18 protein-coding genes are annotated in these 17,022 nt (G+C 69.6%); 8 read left to right on the forward strand and 10 right to left on the reverse strand.

Annotation, left to right across the window (positions count from 1 at the left end):
- Positions 1 to 22 precede the first annotated feature (22 nt).
- The 6 genes from JOE46_RS25740 to pcaH are packed head-to-tail and all read right to left on the reverse strand — an operon-like array spanning position 23 to position 5,960.
- Positions 23 to 1,234 carry an acetyl-CoA C-acetyltransferase gene (locus JOE46_RS25740; protein WP_097210534.1) on the reverse strand — a complete coding sequence of 404 codons (1,212 nt, stop codon included), beginning with the start codon at positions 1,232 to 1,234 and terminating at the stop codon, positions 23 to 25.
- A gap of 22 nt (positions 1,235 to 1,256) precedes the next feature.
- Entirely contained in the window at positions 1,257 to 2,069 is an 813-nt protein-coding gene (locus JOE46_RS25745; protein ID WP_097210535.1) for an IclR family transcriptional regulator, read from the reverse strand.
- Positions 2,070 to 2,071: 2 nt separating this feature from the next.
- On the reverse strand, positions 2,072 to 3,247 hold the full coding sequence (gene pcaD / locus JOE46_RS25750; RefSeq protein ID WP_097210536.1) for a 3-oxoadipate enol-lactonase: 1,176 nt from the start codon (positions 3,245 to 3,247) through the stop codon (positions 2,072 to 2,074).
- Positions 3,244 to 4,584 carry a lyase family protein gene (locus tag JOE46_RS25755; protein ID WP_307861338.1) on the reverse strand — a complete coding sequence of 447 codons (1,341 nt, stop codon included), beginning with the start codon at positions 4,582 to 4,584 and terminating at the stop codon, positions 3,244 to 3,246. Before JOE46_RS25755 ends, pcaD begins: the two co-directional genes overlap by 4 nt.
- A gap of 13 nt (positions 4,585 to 4,597) precedes the next feature.
- A complete protein-coding gene (pcaG, locus tag JOE46_RS25760; protein WP_097210538.1) occupies positions 4,598 to 5,245 on the reverse strand; it encodes a protocatechuate 3,4-dioxygenase subunit alpha in 648 nt (215 codons plus the stop codon).
- A complete protein-coding gene (pcaH, locus tag JOE46_RS25765) occupies positions 5,238 to 5,960 on the reverse strand; it encodes a protocatechuate 3,4-dioxygenase subunit beta (protein ID WP_209928838.1) in 723 nt (240 codons plus the stop codon). Before pcaH ends, pcaG begins: the two co-directional genes overlap by 8 nt.
- Before the next feature lie 201 nt (positions 5,961 to 6,161).
- On the opposite strand from pcaH, the gene JOE46_RS25770 reads away from it, so the two are divergent.
- Positions 6,162 to 6,908, forward strand: a complete 747-nt coding sequence (locus JOE46_RS25770) for a CoA transferase subunit A (RefSeq protein WP_097210670.1) — start codon at positions 6,162 to 6,164, stop codon at positions 6,906 to 6,908.
- Positions 6,905 to 7,552 carry a CoA transferase subunit B gene (locus JOE46_RS25775; RefSeq protein WP_097210540.1) on the forward strand — a complete coding sequence of 216 codons (648 nt, stop codon included), beginning with the start codon at positions 6,905 to 6,907 and terminating at the stop codon, positions 7,550 to 7,552. Before JOE46_RS25770 ends, JOE46_RS25775 begins: the two co-directional genes overlap by 4 nt.
- A gap of 25 nt (positions 7,553 to 7,577) precedes the next feature.
- Here the strand turns inward: JOE46_RS25775 and JOE46_RS25780 are convergent, their stop codons facing one another.
- The 3 genes from JOE46_RS25780 to cofD are packed head-to-tail and all read right to left on the reverse strand — an operon-like array spanning position 7,578 to position 10,437.
- Positions 7,578 to 8,126, reverse strand: a complete 549-nt coding sequence (locus JOE46_RS25780) for an NUDIX hydrolase (RefSeq protein ID WP_209928840.1) — start codon at positions 8,124 to 8,126, stop codon at positions 7,578 to 7,580.
- Positions 8,123 to 9,466: a coenzyme F420-0:L-glutamate ligase gene (locus tag JOE46_RS25785; RefSeq protein WP_097210542.1), complete on the reverse strand. Its 1,344-nt coding sequence runs from the start codon at positions 9,464 to 9,466 to the stop codon at positions 8,123 to 8,125. The genes JOE46_RS25780 and JOE46_RS25785 overlap by 4 nt, the downstream gene beginning before the upstream one ends.
- Complete coding sequence (cofD, locus tag JOE46_RS26670; protein WP_097210543.1) at positions 9,463 to 10,437, reverse strand: 2-phospho-L-lactate transferase; 975 nt, start codon at positions 10,435 to 10,437, stop codon at positions 9,463 to 9,465. The genes JOE46_RS25785 and cofD overlap by 4 nt, the downstream gene beginning before the upstream one ends.
- Before the next feature lie 475 nt (positions 10,438 to 10,912).
- On the opposite strand from cofD, the gene JOE46_RS25790 reads away from it, so the two are divergent.
- A complete protein-coding gene (locus JOE46_RS25790; protein ID WP_179800471.1) occupies positions 10,913 to 11,146 on the forward strand; it encodes a WhiB family transcriptional regulator in 234 nt (77 codons plus the stop codon).
- 29 nt (positions 11,147 to 11,175) lie between these two features.
- Here the strand turns inward: JOE46_RS25790 and JOE46_RS25795 are convergent, their stop codons facing one another.
- Entirely contained in the window at positions 11,176 to 11,670 is a 495-nt protein-coding gene (locus JOE46_RS25795) for a metallopeptidase family protein (RefSeq protein WP_077041018.1), read from the reverse strand.
- Positions 11,671 to 11,751: 81 nt separating this feature from the next.
- On the opposite strand from JOE46_RS25795, the gene JOE46_RS25800 reads away from it, so the two are divergent.
- The 5 genes from JOE46_RS25800 (at position 11,752) to JOE46_RS25820 (ending at position 16,970) form a co-directional block, all read left to right on the forward strand.
- Positions 11,752 to 12,144 carry a DUF3499 domain-containing protein gene (locus tag JOE46_RS25800; RefSeq protein ID WP_097210545.1) on the forward strand — a complete coding sequence of 131 codons (393 nt, stop codon included), beginning with the start codon at positions 11,752 to 11,754 and terminating at the stop codon, positions 12,142 to 12,144.
- A 71-nt stretch (positions 12,145 to 12,215) separates the two neighbouring features.
- Complete coding sequence (locus tag JOE46_RS25805; protein ID WP_097210546.1) at positions 12,216 to 13,580, forward strand: phosphomannomutase/phosphoglucomutase; 1,365 nt, start codon at positions 12,216 to 12,218, stop codon at positions 13,578 to 13,580.
- 59 nt (positions 13,581 to 13,639) lie between these two features.
- A complete protein-coding gene (locus JOE46_RS25810) occupies positions 13,640 to 14,752 on the forward strand; it encodes a tobH protein (protein ID WP_209928841.1) in 1,113 nt (370 codons plus the stop codon).
- Complete coding sequence (gene manA / locus JOE46_RS25815) at positions 14,752 to 15,984, forward strand: mannose-6-phosphate isomerase, class I (protein WP_097210548.1); 1,233 nt, start codon at positions 14,752 to 14,754, stop codon at positions 15,982 to 15,984. The genes JOE46_RS25810 and manA overlap by 1 nt, the downstream gene beginning before the upstream one ends.
- A 65-nt stretch (positions 15,985 to 16,049) precedes the next feature.
- On the forward strand, positions 16,050 to 16,970 hold the full coding sequence (locus JOE46_RS25820) for a cation diffusion facilitator family transporter (protein WP_097210549.1): 921 nt from the start codon (positions 16,050 to 16,052) through the stop codon (positions 16,968 to 16,970).
- Positions 16,971 to 17,022: the final 52 nt, after the last annotated feature.

A 17,022-nucleotide genomic window follows, 5' to 3' on the forward strand; every position in this document is an offset into this window, starting at 1 on the left:
TTTCGTCTGTCTGTGCTCGGTGTCAGGCGATCCGCTCGAACACCGCCGCCAAACCCTGACCGCCACCGATGCACATCGTCTCGAGGCCGTAGCGAGCCTCGCGACGGTCCATCTCGCGCAGCAACGTCGCGAGGATGCGGGCGCCGGTCGCGCCGACCGGGTGGCCGAGGGAGATGCCCGAGCCGTTGGGGTTCAGGCGCGGGTCGTCGGCCTCGAGGTCCCACGTGCGCAGGACGGCGAGGGCCTGCGCGGCGAACGCCTCGTTGAGCTCGATGACGTCCATGTCGGACAGCGACAGGCCCAGGCGGCTCAGCGCCTTCTCGGTGGACGGCACCGGCCCGATGCCCATCGTCCGCGGCGGCACACCGGCCACCGCCCAGCTGGCGAGCCGGGCGAGCGGACGCAGCCCGAGGGCCTTGGCCCTCTCCGGCGTGGTGACGATCGCGATTGCGGCGCCGTCGTTCTGGCCGCTGGCGTTGCCTGCGGTGACGGTGGAGTCGGGGTCGACCTTGCCGCGGATCGGGCGCAGCTTCGCGAGCGACTCGACGGTGGTGTCGGCTCGCGGGTGCTCGTCGGTGTCGACCATCAGGGCGTCGCCCTTGCGCTGCGGCACCGCGACCGGGACGATCTCCTGCGCGAAGACGCCGCTGCGCTGCGCGGCGACGGCCCGCTGGTGGGACGCCACGGCGAGCGCGTCCTGGTCCGCGCGGCTGATGGAGAACTCGGCGCGCAGGTTCTCGGCGGTCTCGATCATGCCGCCGGGCACCGGGTGGTTCCGTCCGCCGGCGGTGACGCGGGCCCGGGCCAGCCGGTCGTTGAGGGCCAGCGACTCGCCGCGGACGCCGTAACGCATTCCGGTGGCGTAGAACTCGGCCTGGCTCATCGACTCGACACCGCCCGCGAGGACGAGGTCGCTGCCGCCGGACTGCACCTGCATCACGGCCTGGATGATCGCCTGCAGCCCGGAGCCGCAGCGGCGGTCCACCTGCAGGCCCGGAACGTCCACGCCGAGACCGGCATTGAGGGCCGCGATCCGGCCGATCGCGGGTGCCTCGCCGCCGGGGGAGGCCTGGCCGAGGATCACGTCGTCGATGTCGGCTCCGGAGATGCCGGTGCGTGTGACGAGTTCGGTGATCACGGTGGCCGCGAGGTCCTCGGGGGCGATGTCGCGGAACACGCCGCCGAATCGGCCGACGGGGGTGCGGAGGGGTTCGCAGATGACTGCGTCGGGCATGGTTACTTCCTTGCAGAGATGGTCAATGCTGGGTGCGGACGAGATCGGCCGAGATGGCCTCCGCGGCGGCGACGGCGGCGGGAACGAGGGTGTTGTACACGTCCTCGATCGAGTACCGCGCCGCCTGCGTCGAAATGTTCACGGAGGCAACGACTGTGCCCGAGCGGTCGCGAATGGGGGCGGCGAGTGAGCGCAGGCCCTCCTCGAGTTCCTGGTCCACCACGCAGTAGCCGTCCGCGCGTACCTGCTCGAGTTCGGTGCGGAGCATGTCCGGGGTGTCGATGGTGCGGCCGGTGAGGGGTGTCAGCGTCACCCGCGCGAGGTACTCGTCGAGTTCGGGCTTGTTCAGCCCCGCGAGCAGGACTCGGCCCATCGAGGTGGCGAAGGCGGGAAAGCGGGTACCGATGTTGATGGATACGGTCATGATGCGGCTGACCGGGACCCGGGCCACGTACACCACGTCGTCCTGGTCGAGGATCGAGACCGACGTCGATTCGCGGACCTGCTCGGACAACGCCTCGAGATGAGGTCCGGCGATCTCGGGCAGCGACAGGCTCGACAGGAAGCTGTAGCCGAGCTCGAGCACTCGCGGAGTCAGCCAGAACACCGAACCGTCGGTGCGGATGTAGCCGAGTTCGGCGAGCGTCAGCAGGAACCGGCGTGCGGTCGCCCGCGTCAGGTCGGTGTGCTTGGCGACCTCGCTCAGGGTGCGCCGCGGATGGTCGGCGTCGAACGCCTTGATGACGGACAGTCCTCGCGCGAGCGACTGCACGTAGTCGGGCGACGCCCCGATCGGTTCGGTCCCGGTCGAAGTCGTCTCGCTCGAGTTGCTCACTGTCAGGTACTCCCCTCGGTGGCCCCCGCCAGGTCGGCGAGAGCCTGCTTCCCGAGCGCGAACGCACGGTTGCTGTTCGGCACACCCGCGTACACCGCGGTATGGAGGAATACTTCCACGAGCTGTTCGGGGTCCATGCCCGCCCGGAGGGCGGCCCGGATGTGCAGGTCGAGCTCGTGCTCGTTGCCGACGGCGGTGAGGATCGCGAGGGTCAGCAGCCGGCGGGTGGAGTGGTCGAGACCCTCGCGGGCCCAGATGTCACCCCATGCGGTGCGGGTGATGAAGTCCTGGAACGGCTCGGTGAACGCTGTGCTGGAGCCGATCGCGCGGTCCACGTGGGCATCGCCGAGAACCGAACGGCGCACCGACATTCCGACGTCGTGGACGGAGCGGCGGGCCACACCCACCGGGGTCGACGCCGCGATGTGGGCCTCGATCAGGCGGGTCACCGCGCCTGCCTGCTCGACGTTCGCCAGGTGCGCGCCGGGGGACAGCACGTGGAACTGGGCCCCCGCGATGCCGTCGGCGACGGTCCGCAGCGCGGACGGCGGAGTGGGGCCGTCCTGCTCGGCCGCGATCACCAGCGTGGGCGCCGCGATGCGGGCCAGGTCGGTGCGGCCGTCCCACTGGGAGAGGGCCTCGCAGCACGCGGCGTACCCCTCGTCGGAGGTGCCGGAGACCATCGCGACGTGGCGGGCCACCAGTTCCGGATCACGCTGCGCCAGTTCGGGGGTGAACCAGCGGCCGACGATGGACTCCGCGATGGACGCGACGCCGTCGGCGCGGACGGTGGCCGCGCGATCGAGCCATGGCTGGGCCGGCGCGAACTGCGCGGCCGTGCACAGCAGGGTCAGGGTCTGCACGCGCTGCGGGTGGTGCGCCGCAAGCCACTGCCCGACCGCCCCCCCGAGAGACAGGCCCACGAGGTGCGCCGCGTCGAGGCCGAGCGTGTCGAGCAGCGCGATGACGTCGCAGCCCAGGTCGGCGATCGTGTACGGGCCCGCGGGGGCCGGCGAGCCGCCGTGGCCGCGGTGGTCGACGGCGATCACGTGTGTGCGGTTCGATAGTGCACGGACCTGTGGATCCCACATGTGCAGATCCGAGCCGAGCGAGCCGAGCAGCAGCACCGGCGGCGCGGTCGGGTCGCCGTGGCGTTCGTAGTGCAGGTCCACGGTCATGCGGGTCCTCCGGTGGTTCGGGCGGGCCGGAAAGCGAGGGCACGGTCGACGAGGTCGACGGCGTGGCCGAGGTAGTTCGAGGGCTCGAGCAGGTCGCGCAGTTCGTCGGCGGACAGGTGCGCGGTGATCTCGGGGGCACGGTCGAGCGGGATCCCGGATGCCGCCGCGGCGGTGACGATCTCGCGCGCCGAGTCGGTGTGCGCGGAAAGGGCTCCGGTGACCCGCTCGGCAAGGATCAGCCCGCCGGTGATGTCGAGGTTGCGGGCCATCGAGTCGGCGTGGACGTGCAGTCCGCTGAGGCTCGACGCCAACTGGTGTGCCGCCCCGCCCGCCAGGCGGAGCAGGTCGGTGACCGTCTCCCACTCGGCGTGCCACGCGCCCGCGGCCCGGGCGAACTCGTGGTCCATCGACGACAGGACGGTCGAGACCAGGCCGGGCGCCCGGCGGGCGGCGGCACGTGCGGTGATGGCCGCCACCGGATTCTGTTTGTGCGGCATGGCCGACGAGCCGCCGGGCGCGTCCTCGGCGACCTCGTCGAACTCGGTTGAGGCCATCGCGATGATGTCGGTGGCGGGCTTGGCGACCGCGCCCGCGGCCACGCCGAGCGCGGCCGCGAGGGCCGCGACCGGAGTGCGGGTGGTGTGCCACGGCGCCACCTGCCGCGCCAGGCCGAGTTCGTCGGCGAGGGCGTCGGCCATGTCGAGGCCGTGCGGGTGGACGGCGGCGAGAGTGCCTGCCGCGCCACCGAACTGGACGGGCAGCGCGGACAGGGCCCGCTCGAGCTGGGCGGCCGCGTCGTCGAGGCCGGTGAACCACGACACCGCGAGCGCGCCGAAGGTGGTGGGCAGGGCCTGCTGCCCGAGCGTGCGCGCGACCATCGGGGTGGCGCGGTGCGCTCGCGCGAGTTCGGCACCGGAGGTCGCCGCCGCCCGCATTCCGGCGAGCACGATGTGACCCGCCCTGCGTGCGATCAGCATCAGCGCCGAGTCCATCACGTCCTGGCTGGTGGCGCCGACGTGAACGGCCGACGCGGGCACCCCCTCGTCGGCGCAGGCCGCCCGCAGGATCTTCAGCAACGGGATGACGGGGTTGCCGCCGGCAGCGGACCTGCGGCCGAGGTCGGCGATGTCGAGTGTGCCGGGCACGGCGAGCCCGGTCGCGACGGCCGTGACGGTCGAGGCGTGCTCGACCGTCACCAGGTCCACGGTCGAGGCGGCCCGTGACAGGGCCGCCTCGACCGTGAGCAGTGCGACCACCCACGCGTGATCCGAGACCTCCTCGGCGACAGCGGAGCCGCCGAAGACAGGATCGAACAGTGCACCGCGGGTGTGTGTCACGCCAGGCTCCTGATCACAGCTCGAAGAACGGCGTCTCGACGCCCTCGGGATCGCTGTCCTGAACATAGACCGTGAGGCTGTAGCCGTCGTCGGTCTTGTTCGCGATCAGCTTCGGCCGCTGTGACTCGGGCAGCGACGTCAACACCGGGTCGACGGCATGCGCATCGGTGTCCTCCGGGAAGTACAGCCGGGTGTACAGGCGCTCGAGAATGCCGCGGGCGAAGACACCGACGTTGACGTGCGGGGCCTCGACGGCGCCGTTCTCGGCGGGCAGTGGACCCGGCTTGACGGTGTGGACCACAGCGGTACCGCTCTCGTCCGCCCCGGCCCGCCCGAAGCCGCGGAACCCGGCGGGCGTCGGCTCGGCCGCGCCGCGCGGGTCGTCGGCGTGGGCGAATCGGCCCGCCGCGTCGGCCTGCCACGTCTCGATCATCGCGTCCGCGACCGGCGTGCGGGCGCCGTCGATGACGGTGACGCGCAGCGTGATCCGGTTCGGGGTGCCCTCGGGGGCGGCGTCGGGGCCGTCCGCCCACGGCAGGCCGATGTGCCAGTACGGGCCCACCGTCTGCGACGGGGTGACGCCGAACTCGGCGGTGGTGAAGTCGCCAGGGGTGACCTCGTAGGTCGGTGCACCGGAGTTCTTGGGGGAAGTGTCAGTCATCGTGATCCTCGTCGTCCTCGAACGGGGTGGCGTCGCGTCCGCGCAGGACGATGTCGAAACGGAAGCCAAGGGCCCAGTCGGCCACGGTCGCGTCGTAGTCGAAGACGCTGACCATGCGGTGCCGGGCGGCGGCGGGGACCGCGTTGTAGATCGGGTCCTGGAAGAACAGCGGGTCGTCCGGGAAGTACATCTGCGTCACCAGGCGCTGCGTGAACGCCTGGCCGAACAGCGAGAAATGGATGTGCGACGGGCGCCACGCGTTGTCGTGGTTGCGCCACGGGTACGCGCCCGGCTTGACCGTCGTGAACGTGTAGTGGCCGTCGGCGTCGGTGACACACCGGCCGATGCCGTCGAAGTGCGGGTCGAGCGGCGCGGGCCAGTTGTCGCCGATGTGCCGGTACCGGCCGCCTGCGTTCGCCTGCCACACCTCGAGCAGTGTGTTCGGGACGGGCTTGCCGCCCGAGTCGAGGACCCGGCCGTGCACCACGATGCGCTGCCCCTGGGCCTCGCCGCCGTTGGCGATGGTCAGGTCGGCGTCGCCGGGCTGGACTCGGTCCTCGCCGAACACGGGTCCGGTGACCTCGCCGAGGCGCTGCTGGATCAGCTTGAGGGGCTGCCGGGGGCTGCGCAGCGCGGTGGTCTTGTAGTCGGCAAAGTCCGGCGGCGCATTCACGTCGGCGCCGATCGGCCGGTATTGCGGGGGCAGATGAAGCATGTGACGACCTCGTGTGGGGACGGTCCGGGTGAGGGGCACCGAGTCTTGTTCGGCCTTCCCTGTTCGGAATGTGGACGAAGTTACGTTATGCGAACAACCGTAGTGCGTTCCGCGGGCGCGATCAACGGCCCGTGCCCAAATTGTTCGCAATGCGGACGGGGGTTCATATTACGCACGAACCGTCGTATGCTGGCTCGCATGATGGACAAAGTCATTGCCACGGCGGCCGAGGCCGTCGCAGACGTGCCCGACGGCGCGACGATCGCGGTCGGCGGGTTCGGCCTGGTAGGAGTGCCGGAGATCCTCATCAACGCGCTGCTGGAACAGGGCGCGACGGATCTCGAGACGGTGAGCAACAACTGCGGCACCGACGGCTTCGGCCTCGGTGTGCTGCTCGAGCAGGGCCGGATCCGCCGGACCGTCAGCTCGTACGTGGGCGACAACAAGGAGTTCGCCCGGCAGTACCTCTCCGGTGAACTCGAGGTGGAGCTGACGCCGCAGGGCACCCTCGCCGAGCGGCTGCGCGCCGGCGGCGCCGGCATCCCCGCGTTCTTCACCCCGGCCGGCGTCGGCACCCAGGTCGCGGACGGAGGCCTGCCCCGCCGCTACGACGGCAACGGTGGCATCGCCGTCGCGAGCCCGGCCAAGGAGACCCGCGAGTTCGACGGGCAGACGTACGTCATGGAGCGGGGCATCGTCGCCGACTACGCCCTCGTCCACGCGTGGAAGGGTGACCGCCACGGCAACCTCGTCTTCCGCCGCAGCGCCCGCAACTTCAACCCCCCGGCCGCCGCGTCGGGCCGGATCACCATCGCGCAGGTCGAGCACCTCGTCGAGCCGGGCGAGCTGGATCCCGACCAGATCCACACCCCTGGCATCCACGTGCAGCGCGTCGTGCACGTGGGCAAGGTCACTGTCGGAATCGAGAAGCGAACGGTGCGAGCATGACTCAGACGATTGTGCAGAAGCTGACCCGCGAGCAGATGGCCGCGCGGGTGGCGCAGGAACTCTCCGACGGGCAGTACGTCAACCTCGGCATCGGTATGCCGACGCTGGTGCCGAACTACATCTCCGAGGACATCACGGTGGTCCTGCATTCGGAGAACGGCATCCTGGGTGTGGGCCCGTACCCCACCGAGGACGAACTCGACCCCGAGCTGATCAATGCCGGCAAGGAGACCGTCACCGTCCTGCCGGGTGCGTCGTACTTCGACTCGTCGCAGTCGTTCGGCATGATCCGCGGCGGCCAGGTGGACGTCGCGGTGCTGGGCGCGATGCAGGTCAGTGCCAAGGGTGACCTCGCCAACTGGATGATCCCCGGCCACATGGTCAAGGGCATGGGCGGCGCGATGGACCTCGTCCACGGCGCCAAGCGCGTCATCGTGATGATGGAGCACGTCTCCAAGAAGGGCGAGTCGAAGATCCTCGACGAGTGCGCCCTGCCGCTCACCGGCAAGGCGTGCGTACAGCGGATCATCACCGACATGGCCGTCCTCGACGTCACCGACGAGGGCCTGCGCCTGGTCGAGACCGCGCCCGGCATCAGCGTCGACGACGTCGTCGCCGCCACCGCCGCGACGCTGCTGCTCTAGCGTCGCCGCCGGCCGGCGGACGGGCTCAGCGCCCGTTCGCCAGCCGGACCAGGTGGTCGATCGTCTCCTTCTCGGCGCCGTCGGGCAGGTCGTCGACCGGCCACCACCGCAGGTCCTGCGACTCGTCACTGCGCACCGGCGTGGCGCCCACCTCGGCCCACACCAGGAATCTCAGGTCCAGGTGCCGGGTGGGCACCCCGAGCGAGCAGGTGATGGGGTGGGTGTGCGCCGACAGCAGCAACGGATCGATCCGCAGGCCCGCGATCCCGGACTCCTCCGTGGCCTCCCGCAGTGCCGCGCCGACGACCGTCTCGTCGGCTGCCTCGCAGTGCCCGCCGAGCTGGATCCAGCGGCCCACCCGCGGATGCAGGGTGAGCAGCACCTGGCGCCGGTCCTCGCTGAGTACCAGCGACGACGCGGTGATGTGGCCGGGGGCGTGCTCGCGCAGGCAACCCAGCGGCGCCGAGTCGAGGAATGCGAGCATGGTGTGCCGCAACGACTCGTCGGCAGCGTTCGGTGTCTGCCAGCCCAGCAACGCCTCGCGCGCCGAACGGTGCAGGGACTGAGCACTCACATTTCCACCAGCAGGTCTCCGGGCTCGCTCGGTACGCGAGGCGCGAGGGGCTCGAGAGGATGCCCGACGGCGATGGCGCCGAGGGCCTGCCAATCCGCGCGCAAGCCGAGTTCGGCCCGGACGAGGTCCGCCGCGAAGATGGTCGAACCGATCCAGCAGCTACCGATTCCCTTGGTGGCCAACGACACCAGCAGCCCCTGCACGGCGGCGCCCGCGGCGACGGTGAACATCGTCTGTTCGGACCTGGTCCTGGCCTCGTCGGGGTAGCGGTGCGCGCCCTCGGGCACGCAGAAGGGGATCACCAGCTCCGGCGCCTCGAACAGGATGTTGCCGCGGTCGAGCCGCGCGTTGATCTTCTCCAGGCTCAGCCCGTCCGCGGTGAGATCCGAGCGCCACTGCTCCCGCATCGCGTTCAGCAGGCGCCTGCGGGTCGCGGCCGTGCGGATCCACACGAACCGCACCGGGCGGGTGTGGTGCGGTGCCGGGGCCGTCAGGGCCTCCGCGATCGCATCCCGAAGGGACTGCGGATCAATCGATTCGGTGGAGAACTCGCGCACCGAGCGACGCAGCAGCAGGGCTTCGTGGCGGCCGCGCTCCACTGCCTCGTTGGAGCCGAGCCAGAACAGGTCTTCCTCGCCCGGCCGCACCAGGTCCCGCGCCACCGAACCGTCGTCCGCGAACTCGAACCCGCGGACCACGGCGATCGGTACGCTCCCGACTTTGCCCTTTACCAGATCGCCCGCCGCCGCGAGCTCGTCCGCGACCGCCACCTCCGTCACGTAGAGCTCGTTGCCCTGCGCATCGACCGATCCCGCGTAGCCGTGCAGCACCGGTAGTCCCGATGCGCCGATCGCGGCGTCCGTCTGGCCGACCCGCCACGCCCGTCCCATGGTGTCGGTGATGACCACGGCGACGCTCACGCCCAGTAGTTCGGCCAACCGTTCACGCAACTGCCGAGCGCTCGCATCGGGGTCTTCCGGCAGTAGCGCCAGCTCCGCCGGGTCCACATTCGATCCGTCGATGCCGGACGCCGCCTGGATGATGCCCAGCCTGTTCTCGGTGATCAGGGTGCGGCCCCTGCGGGCCACGACCCGGACCGCTTCCTGATCCACCAGGCGTCGGCGAACGGCATCGCGTTCGTCGGGATCGGTGGGGGAGGCCACGATTCGGCCCTCGACCTTGGAGACGACCTTGCTCGTGACGACCAGTACGTCGCCGTCCACCAGCCACGGCGCCTGAGCCGCGATCGCAGCGGCCAGGTCATCGCCCGGCCGGAACTCGGGAAGTCCTGGCACGGGGAGGATCTCGATGGAACCGCCGGCTCCGTGATCGCCGTTCACACCGTGATCCCGGCCAGGCGCAGCGCGGCCCGCGCCATCTCCGCCGTCGTCTCCGGGTCGGTCATCAGCAGCGGGACCGCCTCGACCTGGACTCCGGGAACCTGCGCGGTGTCGGTCTCGTGGACGAGCCAGCCGTCCAGGATCCCGGTGTCCGAGCGGGCGCCGTAGTAGCGGCCGATCGCCTCGGCGGTGGTCTCCACGCCGATCACCTCCAGGCATTCGTCGGCCATGCCGCGCAACGGCTTTCCGTCGATGACGGGCGACAGGCCCACGACCTTTGCCTTGCCGGTTCGCAGCGCGCCGCGGATCCCGGGCACCGCGAGAATGGCGCCGACGCTGACCACCGGGTTGGAGGGTGCAAGAAGCACCGCGTCCGCGTTCTCGATCGCATCGATGACCCCGGGTGCAGGCGTGGCCTTGTCGGCACCGACGTGCACGAAGCTGTGCGTCGGTACCTGGGCGCGGTGGCGGACCCACCATTCCTGGAAATGGATCGCCCGCTGCTCGTTGTCGGCCGGATCGGTGATGACCACATGGGTTTCGCTGCGGTCGTCGGTCACCGGGAGCAGTTGCACCCCGGGTTGCCAGCGATTGCACAGCGCCTCGGTGACCGCCGACAGTGGATAGCCGGTGCGCAGCATCTGGGTCCGGATGAGGTGTGTGGCGATGTCGCGGTCGCCGAGACCGAACCAGTCCGGCTTCGCGCCGTAGGCCGCGAGTTCCTCTTTCGCGTTCCAGGTTTCGCCGACGTGACCCCAACCCCGCTCGGGGTCGATGCCGCCGCCGAGCGTGTACATACAGGTGTCCAGGTCGGGGCAGATGCGCAGGCCGTGCATCCAGACGTCGTCTCCGACATTCACGACCGCGGTGATCTCGTGTGCGCCCGCGGCATCCGGTTCTCCGAGCAGGCTCCGCACACCTTGCAGGAAACGGGCTCCGCCGACGCCGCCGACCAATACTGTGACTCTCACAGCTCAAGAGCCTAGGCGTCCTGCGCCGGTGCAGCCGACTTGCACCGGTCGATCGGTGACAGCCGGTGCGACACGCTGGTGACGCGCACGAATGCGTCGTCGAGGCGATTCCGCCGTGTGTGGTGGTAAGGGGAATTGCCCAACAGCTTGACCCCAGCGCTCGGTGCCGTGTCTAATCACAGGTATGTCATTCAACCTTCGCCACCCGAGATCAGTTGTGGCGAACCTTGATTCGAACGTTCGTTCGGAGTGGATGACATTGTCGGGGAACGAAAGTGACCGGAATTTTCTGCGCAATCCAAGGTGAGGAGGCGGAACGATGCCCAACCAGTACGAGGGATCACGACTTCTGAGCGCGCTTGATTACGAACCGCAGACCGATTTCACAGCGAACGCAGTGGAGGGTGTTGGCGAACTTTTGGGGGAGAGGGAGCCGGTACGGCCTCAGCTGAGCCTGGTCACCGGATTTGATGAGATGTTCGAGAACATCGAAGATCAGTGGCAGGAGCGCGCCCTGTGCGCTCAGACCGATCCCGAGGCATTCTTCCCCGAGAAGGGTGGCTCGACCCGCGAGGCAAAGCGAATCTGCCTCGGTTGCGAGGTTCGCGACGAGTGCCTCGAGTACGCGCTCTCCAATGACGAGCGATTCGGAATCTGGGGGGGACTCTCGGAGCGCGAGCGTCGTCGGCTCAAGCGCGGAATCGTCTAGAGCCGGATCCTTTACGGATCAAGTACTTTTCAGTCCTCGGGGTCTTCACCGAGCTCCGGGTCGATCACTTCAGGGTCGACTCCGAGGTAGGTGGCGACCTGCCGGACCAACACCTCGTTCAACAGATCGACGAGATCTTCCTGACGCTTGGCGCGCAATTCGAGGGGCCGGCGGAACAGGACCAGTCGCGCTCTCGTGGCGGCGCCGTGCCGGTCAACGCCTGCCGGTACCAGTCGCGAGAGCGGCACCGGTCCCTCCGCCACCACCTCCGGCGGCCAGGTGACCGAATCGGGGTCGAGCGCGCGGATCTTCGGCACCTCGTCGACGGCGATGTCGAGCTTGGTGATCCGATCGTGCCAGCGGGCGTCGATCGGGGCGAACGCCTCCAGGACCAGCATGTCGAACTTCTCCGCCCGGCTGCGCCATGCGGGCACACTCGCCGGGAGCACCGGTCCGCGGATACCGCGTCCCCGTCGAGCGGCCGATCGGGAGGTCAACGGTCGTCCGTGTCGGGCTCTGCGCATGAAGGTCAATCCTACCGACACCCATCGGCTTCCGGTGTGTCCGAGTAGGAGCCTGCGGGTCTGCCAGCTACCCTCATCAGCGTGAGAGCACTGCGTCGATGCTGCCGGCCTGGGTGTAAGAACCCCGCCGTTGCGACGCTGACGTATGTCTATTCGGACTCGACGGCAGTGGTCGGTCCGCTCGCCACCGTCGACGAGCCCCATTCCTGGGATCTGTGCGAGACGCATGCTTCCCGGATCACCGCGCCGAAGGGCTGGGAGTTGGTCCGCTACGAGGGCGGTTTCTCCACCACCACCCCGGACGAGGACGACCTCACGGCACTCGCCGAGGCCGTCCGCGAGGCGGGTATGCCCGAGCGTGCATCCGTCGATTCCGTGGCGTCGGGTTCGGTGGAAACGGCACACGCGCCTGCCCCGGCCCCGCGCACCGGTCGTCGCGGCCATCTGCGGGTTCTGCCCGATCCCACGAACTGACCCGCGCGGCACCTGGCACTAGGCTGGCGGTGCACCGATCAAGACCGTCCCCGAACGCAGGAGTTATCGCAGTGGCACGTCCCGCCGAATCCGTCCATGCCGTCATCAAGGCATACGACGTCCGCGGAGTGGTGGGCGAACAGATCGATGTCGACTTCGTGCGTGATGTCGGTGGCGCGTTTGCCCGCCTGGTCCGCGCCGGCGCCGACCGCGTGGCCATCGGCTACGACATGCGGGAGTCGTCGCCGGAGCTCGCGAACGCGTTCGCCGACGGAGTGACGGCCCAGGGGCTCGACGTCGTCCTCATCGGCCTCGCCTCCACCGATCAGCTGTACTTCGCGTCGGGGTTGCTCGATTGTCCGGGTGCCATGTTCACCGCGAGCCACAACCCCGCGAAGTACAACGGGATCAAGCTGTGCCGTGCGGGCGCCAAGCCGGTCGGACAGGACACAGGGCTGGCGACGATCTCGGCCGAGGTCATCGAGGGCGTGCCCGGCTACGACGGTGAGGCGGGCTCGGTCAGCGAGCAGGATGTGCTCGCCGAGTACGCCGACTTCGTCCGAGGCCTCGTCGACCTGTCGTCGATGAAGCCGATGTCGGTCGCGGTGGACGCGGGTAACGGCATGGGCGGGCACACGGTCCCGGCCGTGTTCGAACCGCTGCCGCTGAGCGTGGATCCGATGTACTTCGAGCTCGACGGGAACTTCCCGAACCACGAGGCCAACCCGCTCGACCCCAAGAACCTGGTCGACCTGCAGGAGCGGATCCGGCAGACCGGCGCGGACATCGGCCTCGCCTTCGACGGCGACGCGGACCGTTGCTTCGTCGTCGACGAGCTCGGCAACCCGGTGTCCCCGTCCGCGGTGACGGCACTGGTCGCGGAGCGGGAGCTCGCCAAGGAGCCCGGCGCCACGATCATCCACAACCTCATCACCTCCAGGGCGGTGCCCGAGTTGGTGACCGAGCTCGGCGGCACTCCGGTGCGGACCAGGGTCGGGCACTCCTTCATCAAGCAGCAGATGGCGGAGACTGGCGCGATCTTCGGCGGCGAGCACTCGGCGCACTACTACTTCCGCGACTTCTGGGGCGCCGACTCCGGCATGCTCGCCGCGCTGCACGTACTCGCGGCGCTCGGCGAGCAGGACCGACCGCTATCCGACCTGATGAAGAGCTACGAGCGCTACGAGGCCTCGGGCGAGATCAACTCGACGGTCGCCGACGCCGCCGAACGGACCGCCGCCGTCCTCGCCGCCTTCTCGGGCCGCACGAAGTCCGTCGACCGCCTCGACGGTGTCACGGTCAATCTCGGCCAGGGCGCGTGGTTCAATCTGCGCGCCTCGAACACCGAGCCCTTGCTGCGGCTGAACGTGGAAGCACGGACGGTCGAAGAGGTCGAAGCGCTGGTGGCTGAGATACTTGGTGTCGTGCGCGCCTAGCGGACACGGGAAGAGCCGTAGAATTCTTGCCCCGGGCAGAGCGAGAGAGGAAGGACGCCATGACGGCTCCGTCACACCTTCTCGACCTCGATGACTCCGCAAGCGTCACCGCAGCCGATTCCGAGGGATCGCTGCGGTCCGCCGCGCTCGGTGGCGCGCAGGTGCGGGCCACCGCGGAGTCGGTCAACGAGGGCGCCCTCGATCGGATCAGGGATCTCCGCCCGCGCAGCATCGTCCTGGTGACGGGCGGTGGCCGCGCAGGCCGGGCCGCCTCGGTGCTCACCGGTGCGTTCGGCGCCCGGATCGGCGTGCCGATCCTGCACCTGCCCGCGGTCCCGCCGTGGGTCGGCTCGCTCGATGTCGTGGTCGTCGCCGGCGAGGACGCGGGGGATCCACTGTTGCTGTCCGCGGTCGATTCGGCTCTGCGCCGGGGCGCCGAGGTAGTGATCGCCGCGCCGGACGAGGGGCCGCTCCGCGCAGCGGGTGCCGGACGGGCGATGCAGCTGCCGCCGCGCATTCGCGTCGCCGATCAGCACGGGTTCCTGCGGTACCTGTCCGCCGGTCTCGCGGTGCTGACCGTGCTCGGGCCGTCGCGCACCGACAACCTGCTGCCTGACTTACACGAACTCGCCGACGCGGTCGACGCGGAGGCGCTGCGCGGGCACCCGGCCAACGAGGTGTTCCACAATCCCGCGAAGTCACTGGCTGTCCGCATGGGTGGACGCCGGGTGGTGCTCGCCGGAGACGGCCCGGCAACCGGCGCGCTCGCACGGCACGGAGCCGAGGTGCTCATGCGCACCGCGGGCGCGGTGGTCGCGGCGGCCGACCTCAGCGATGTGGTGGCCTCGGCCACACGATTCGCGTCCGGCGGATCCGTCGCGGACGCGGCTGGATACGATCCGATCTTCCATGACGAGGAACTCGACGGTCCGCCACCGAGCAATCCGGTGCGGGTCTTCGTGCTGTCCAGCGCGGCCACCAAGGCCGCGGCATCGCGCAGGATCGCGGTCCTGCGCGATGCCGAGCTGGTGCTCGCCGTGGAGGACGACGAAGAGATCGACAAGGGGGGCCGGGAGATGGCTGGGGAGCGCACCGAGATCGAGCAGCTGGCGGTGACGGCCGTGCGCCTGGAGATGGCCGCGGCCTATCTGCAGTTGATCGGCGGTAGCTAGTGCAGTTGCTCGAAGGCGCGCTGCGCACCTATGCCTGGGGTTCGCGCACCGCTATCGCCGAACTGTGTGGCAGGCCCGTGCCGTCGAACCATCCGGAGGCCGAGGTCTGGCTCGGCGCCCATCCGGCCGACCCGGCACGTCTGCTCGGCGGCGCGGACCCGGTCTCGCTGCTCGAGGCGGTCGACGCCGACCCGGCCGGCCAGCTCGGTGACCGGGCGCGGGCCGAGTTCGGTGACCGGTTGCCGTTCCTGCTCAAGCTGCTCGCCGCCGAGGAACCGCTGTCGCTGCAGGCCCACCCGAGCGCGATTCAGGCCAAGGAGGGCTTCCAGCGCGAGGAGGCCGCCGGGATTCCGCTCGACTCACCGGTACGCAACTACCGCGACGACAGTCACAAGCCGGAACTGGTGGTGGCGCTGACCCGGTTCGAGGTGCTCGCCGGGTTCCGGGATCCGCATCGGACCATCGAGTTGCTCATGGCACTCGAGGTGCCCGCGCTCGATCACTACATCGCTCTCCTTGCGGGACAGCCCGATTCGTCGGGTTTGCGGGCGCTGTTCACCACCTGGATCACGCTGCCCCCGCCCGCGCTCGAAGCGCTGCTCCCACAGATTCTCGAGGGTTGTGTTCGGTACCTGTCGGGTGGGCCCGGCTCGCGCGCGTACACCGCGGAGCTGCGGACCGTGCTCGGTCTGGGCGAGTCCTACCCGGGCGACGCGGGCGTGCTGGCCTCGTTGCTGTTGAACCGGATCACCCTGCAGCCGGGCGAGGGCCTCTACGTCGCGGCCGGGAACCTGCACGCGTACCTGCACGGGCTCGCTGTCGAGGTGATGGCGAACTCGGACAACGTGTTGCGTGGCGGGCTCACCCCCAAGCACGTCGACGTGCCAGAACTGTTACGGGTGCTCGACTTCGAGCCGCTCACCGGGCCGGTGCTGACGCCGTCCGCGGTCCCCGGTGCCGCCACCGTCGTCTACGAGACGCCCGCCCCCGAGTTCGCGCTGACGCGGGTGGACCTGGACCGATCCGGCGATCGGCACCCCGCCTCGGTGGAGTTCGAACTCGCCGGACCGCGGATACTGTTGTGCACCTCCGGATCTGTCACACTTCGGAGCGGCGGAAAGACCCTGGATCTCGAGCAGGGCGGCGCGGCGTGGATCGCGGCCTCGGATCCCGAGCTCGTGGCCGTCGCCCGGACCTCGACCGCGCAGGTGTTCAGCGCCGCTGTCGGGTGAACACCCCCTAGTCAGGTTTGATCGATGCCCGGGTCGCAGATGCGATCGGGGAGAGGAGAACTGCTGTGTCCGCTCATGGTGGCAAGAAGGCGATCGTCGCGGCATTGCTCGCGAACGCCGGTATCGCGGTGGCGAAGTTCGTCGGCTTCCTCATCACCGGTTCCTCGTCGATGCTCGCCGAGTCGGTGCACTCGGTCGCGGATACCTCGAACCAGGGTCTGCTGCTGTTCGGGCAGGCCAGGGCGAATCGGGCGGCCACCAGGCTGCATCCGTTCGGGTACGGCCGCAACCGTTACTTCTACTCCTTCGTCGTGGCCCTGGTGCTGTTCACCCTCGGCTCGATGTTCGCCATCTACGAGGGCATCCACAAGATCCAGCATCCGGAGGACCTGACGTCCCCGATCGTGGCCGTGATCATCCTGGTGATCGCGATCGGGCTGGAGACCTTCAGCTTCCTCACCGCCGTCAAGGAATCCCGTCCGCTCAAGGGGCAGGCCGGCTGGTGGCACTTCATCCGGACCTCGCGCAGCCCTGAGCTGCCCGTCGTGCTGCTCGAGGACACCGGCGCGCTCGTCGGCCTGGTCCTCGCGCTCGGTGGTGTCGGCCTGTCGATGCTCACCGGGAACCCGGTCTTCGACGGCATCGGCACGCTCTGCATCGGTGTCCTGCTCGGCATCATCGCGGTCATCCTGATCATCGAGATGAAGAGCCTGCTGATCGGCGAGGGTGCCACGGAGGACGACGAGGAGCGGATCCTGGCCGCGCTGGTCGACGGCAAGCAGATCGACCGGGTCATCCACTGCAAGACCCAGTACCTCGGTCCCGAGGAGATGCTCGTCGCCGCGAAGGTGGCGATCGCGCCCGGATCCGATATCGAGACCGTCGCGGCCGCGATCGACGAGGCAGAGGCCCGGGTGCGCGCCGCGGTCCCGTTGGCCCGGGTCATCTACCTCGAGCCTGACCTGTACCGGGAACCCGCCTCGTAGCCGACGCGCCACCGCGGCGAAACCTCGTGTGAGGGGTGCCGGGCGCAATAGG

It is taken from the genome of Rhodococcus sp. PvR099 (assembly GCF_017833315.1).
GTDB classification, from domain to species: Bacteria; Actinomycetota; Actinomycetes; order Mycobacteriales; family Mycobacteriaceae; genus Rhodococcus_G; species Rhodococcus_G oryzae.

What these genes read in the sequence shown, in the direction of transcription:
- JOE46_RS25740 (WP_097210534.1), bottom strand. Translation starts at nt 1,234, where the DNA reads ATGCCCGACGCAGTCATCTGCGAACCCCTCCGCACCCCCGTCGGCCGA.
- pcaH (WP_209928838.1), bottom strand. Translation starts at nt 5,960, where the DNA reads ATGCTTCATCTGCCCCCGCAATACCGGCCGATCGGCGCCGACGTGAAT.
- JOE46_RS25775 (WP_097210540.1), top strand. Translation starts at nt 6,905, where the DNA reads ATGACTCAGACGATTGTGCAGAAGCTGACCCGCGAGCAGATGGCCGCG.
- pcaG (WP_097210538.1), bottom strand. Translation starts at nt 5,245, where the DNA reads ATGACTGACACTTCCCCCAAGAACTCCGGTGCACCGACCTACGAGGTC.
- JOE46_RS25790 (WP_179800471.1), top strand. Translation starts at nt 10,913, where the DNA reads ATGTTCGAGAACATCGAAGATCAGTGGCAGGAGCGCGCCCTGTGCGCT.
- JOE46_RS25770 (WP_097210670.1), top strand. Translation starts at nt 6,162, where the DNA reads ATGGACAAAGTCATTGCCACGGCGGCCGAGGCCGTCGCAGACGTGCCC.
- pcaD (WP_097210536.1), bottom strand. Translation starts at nt 3,247, where the DNA reads ATGACCGTGGACCTGCACTACGAACGCCACGGCGACCCGACCGCGCCG.
- JOE46_RS25810 (WP_209928841.1), top strand. Translation starts at nt 13,640, where the DNA reads ATGACGGCTCCGTCACACCTTCTCGACCTCGATGACTCCGCAAGCGTC.
- JOE46_RS25795 (WP_077041018.1), bottom strand. Translation starts at nt 11,670, where the DNA reads ATGCGCAGAGCCCGACACGGACGACCGTTGACCTCCCGATCGGCCGCT.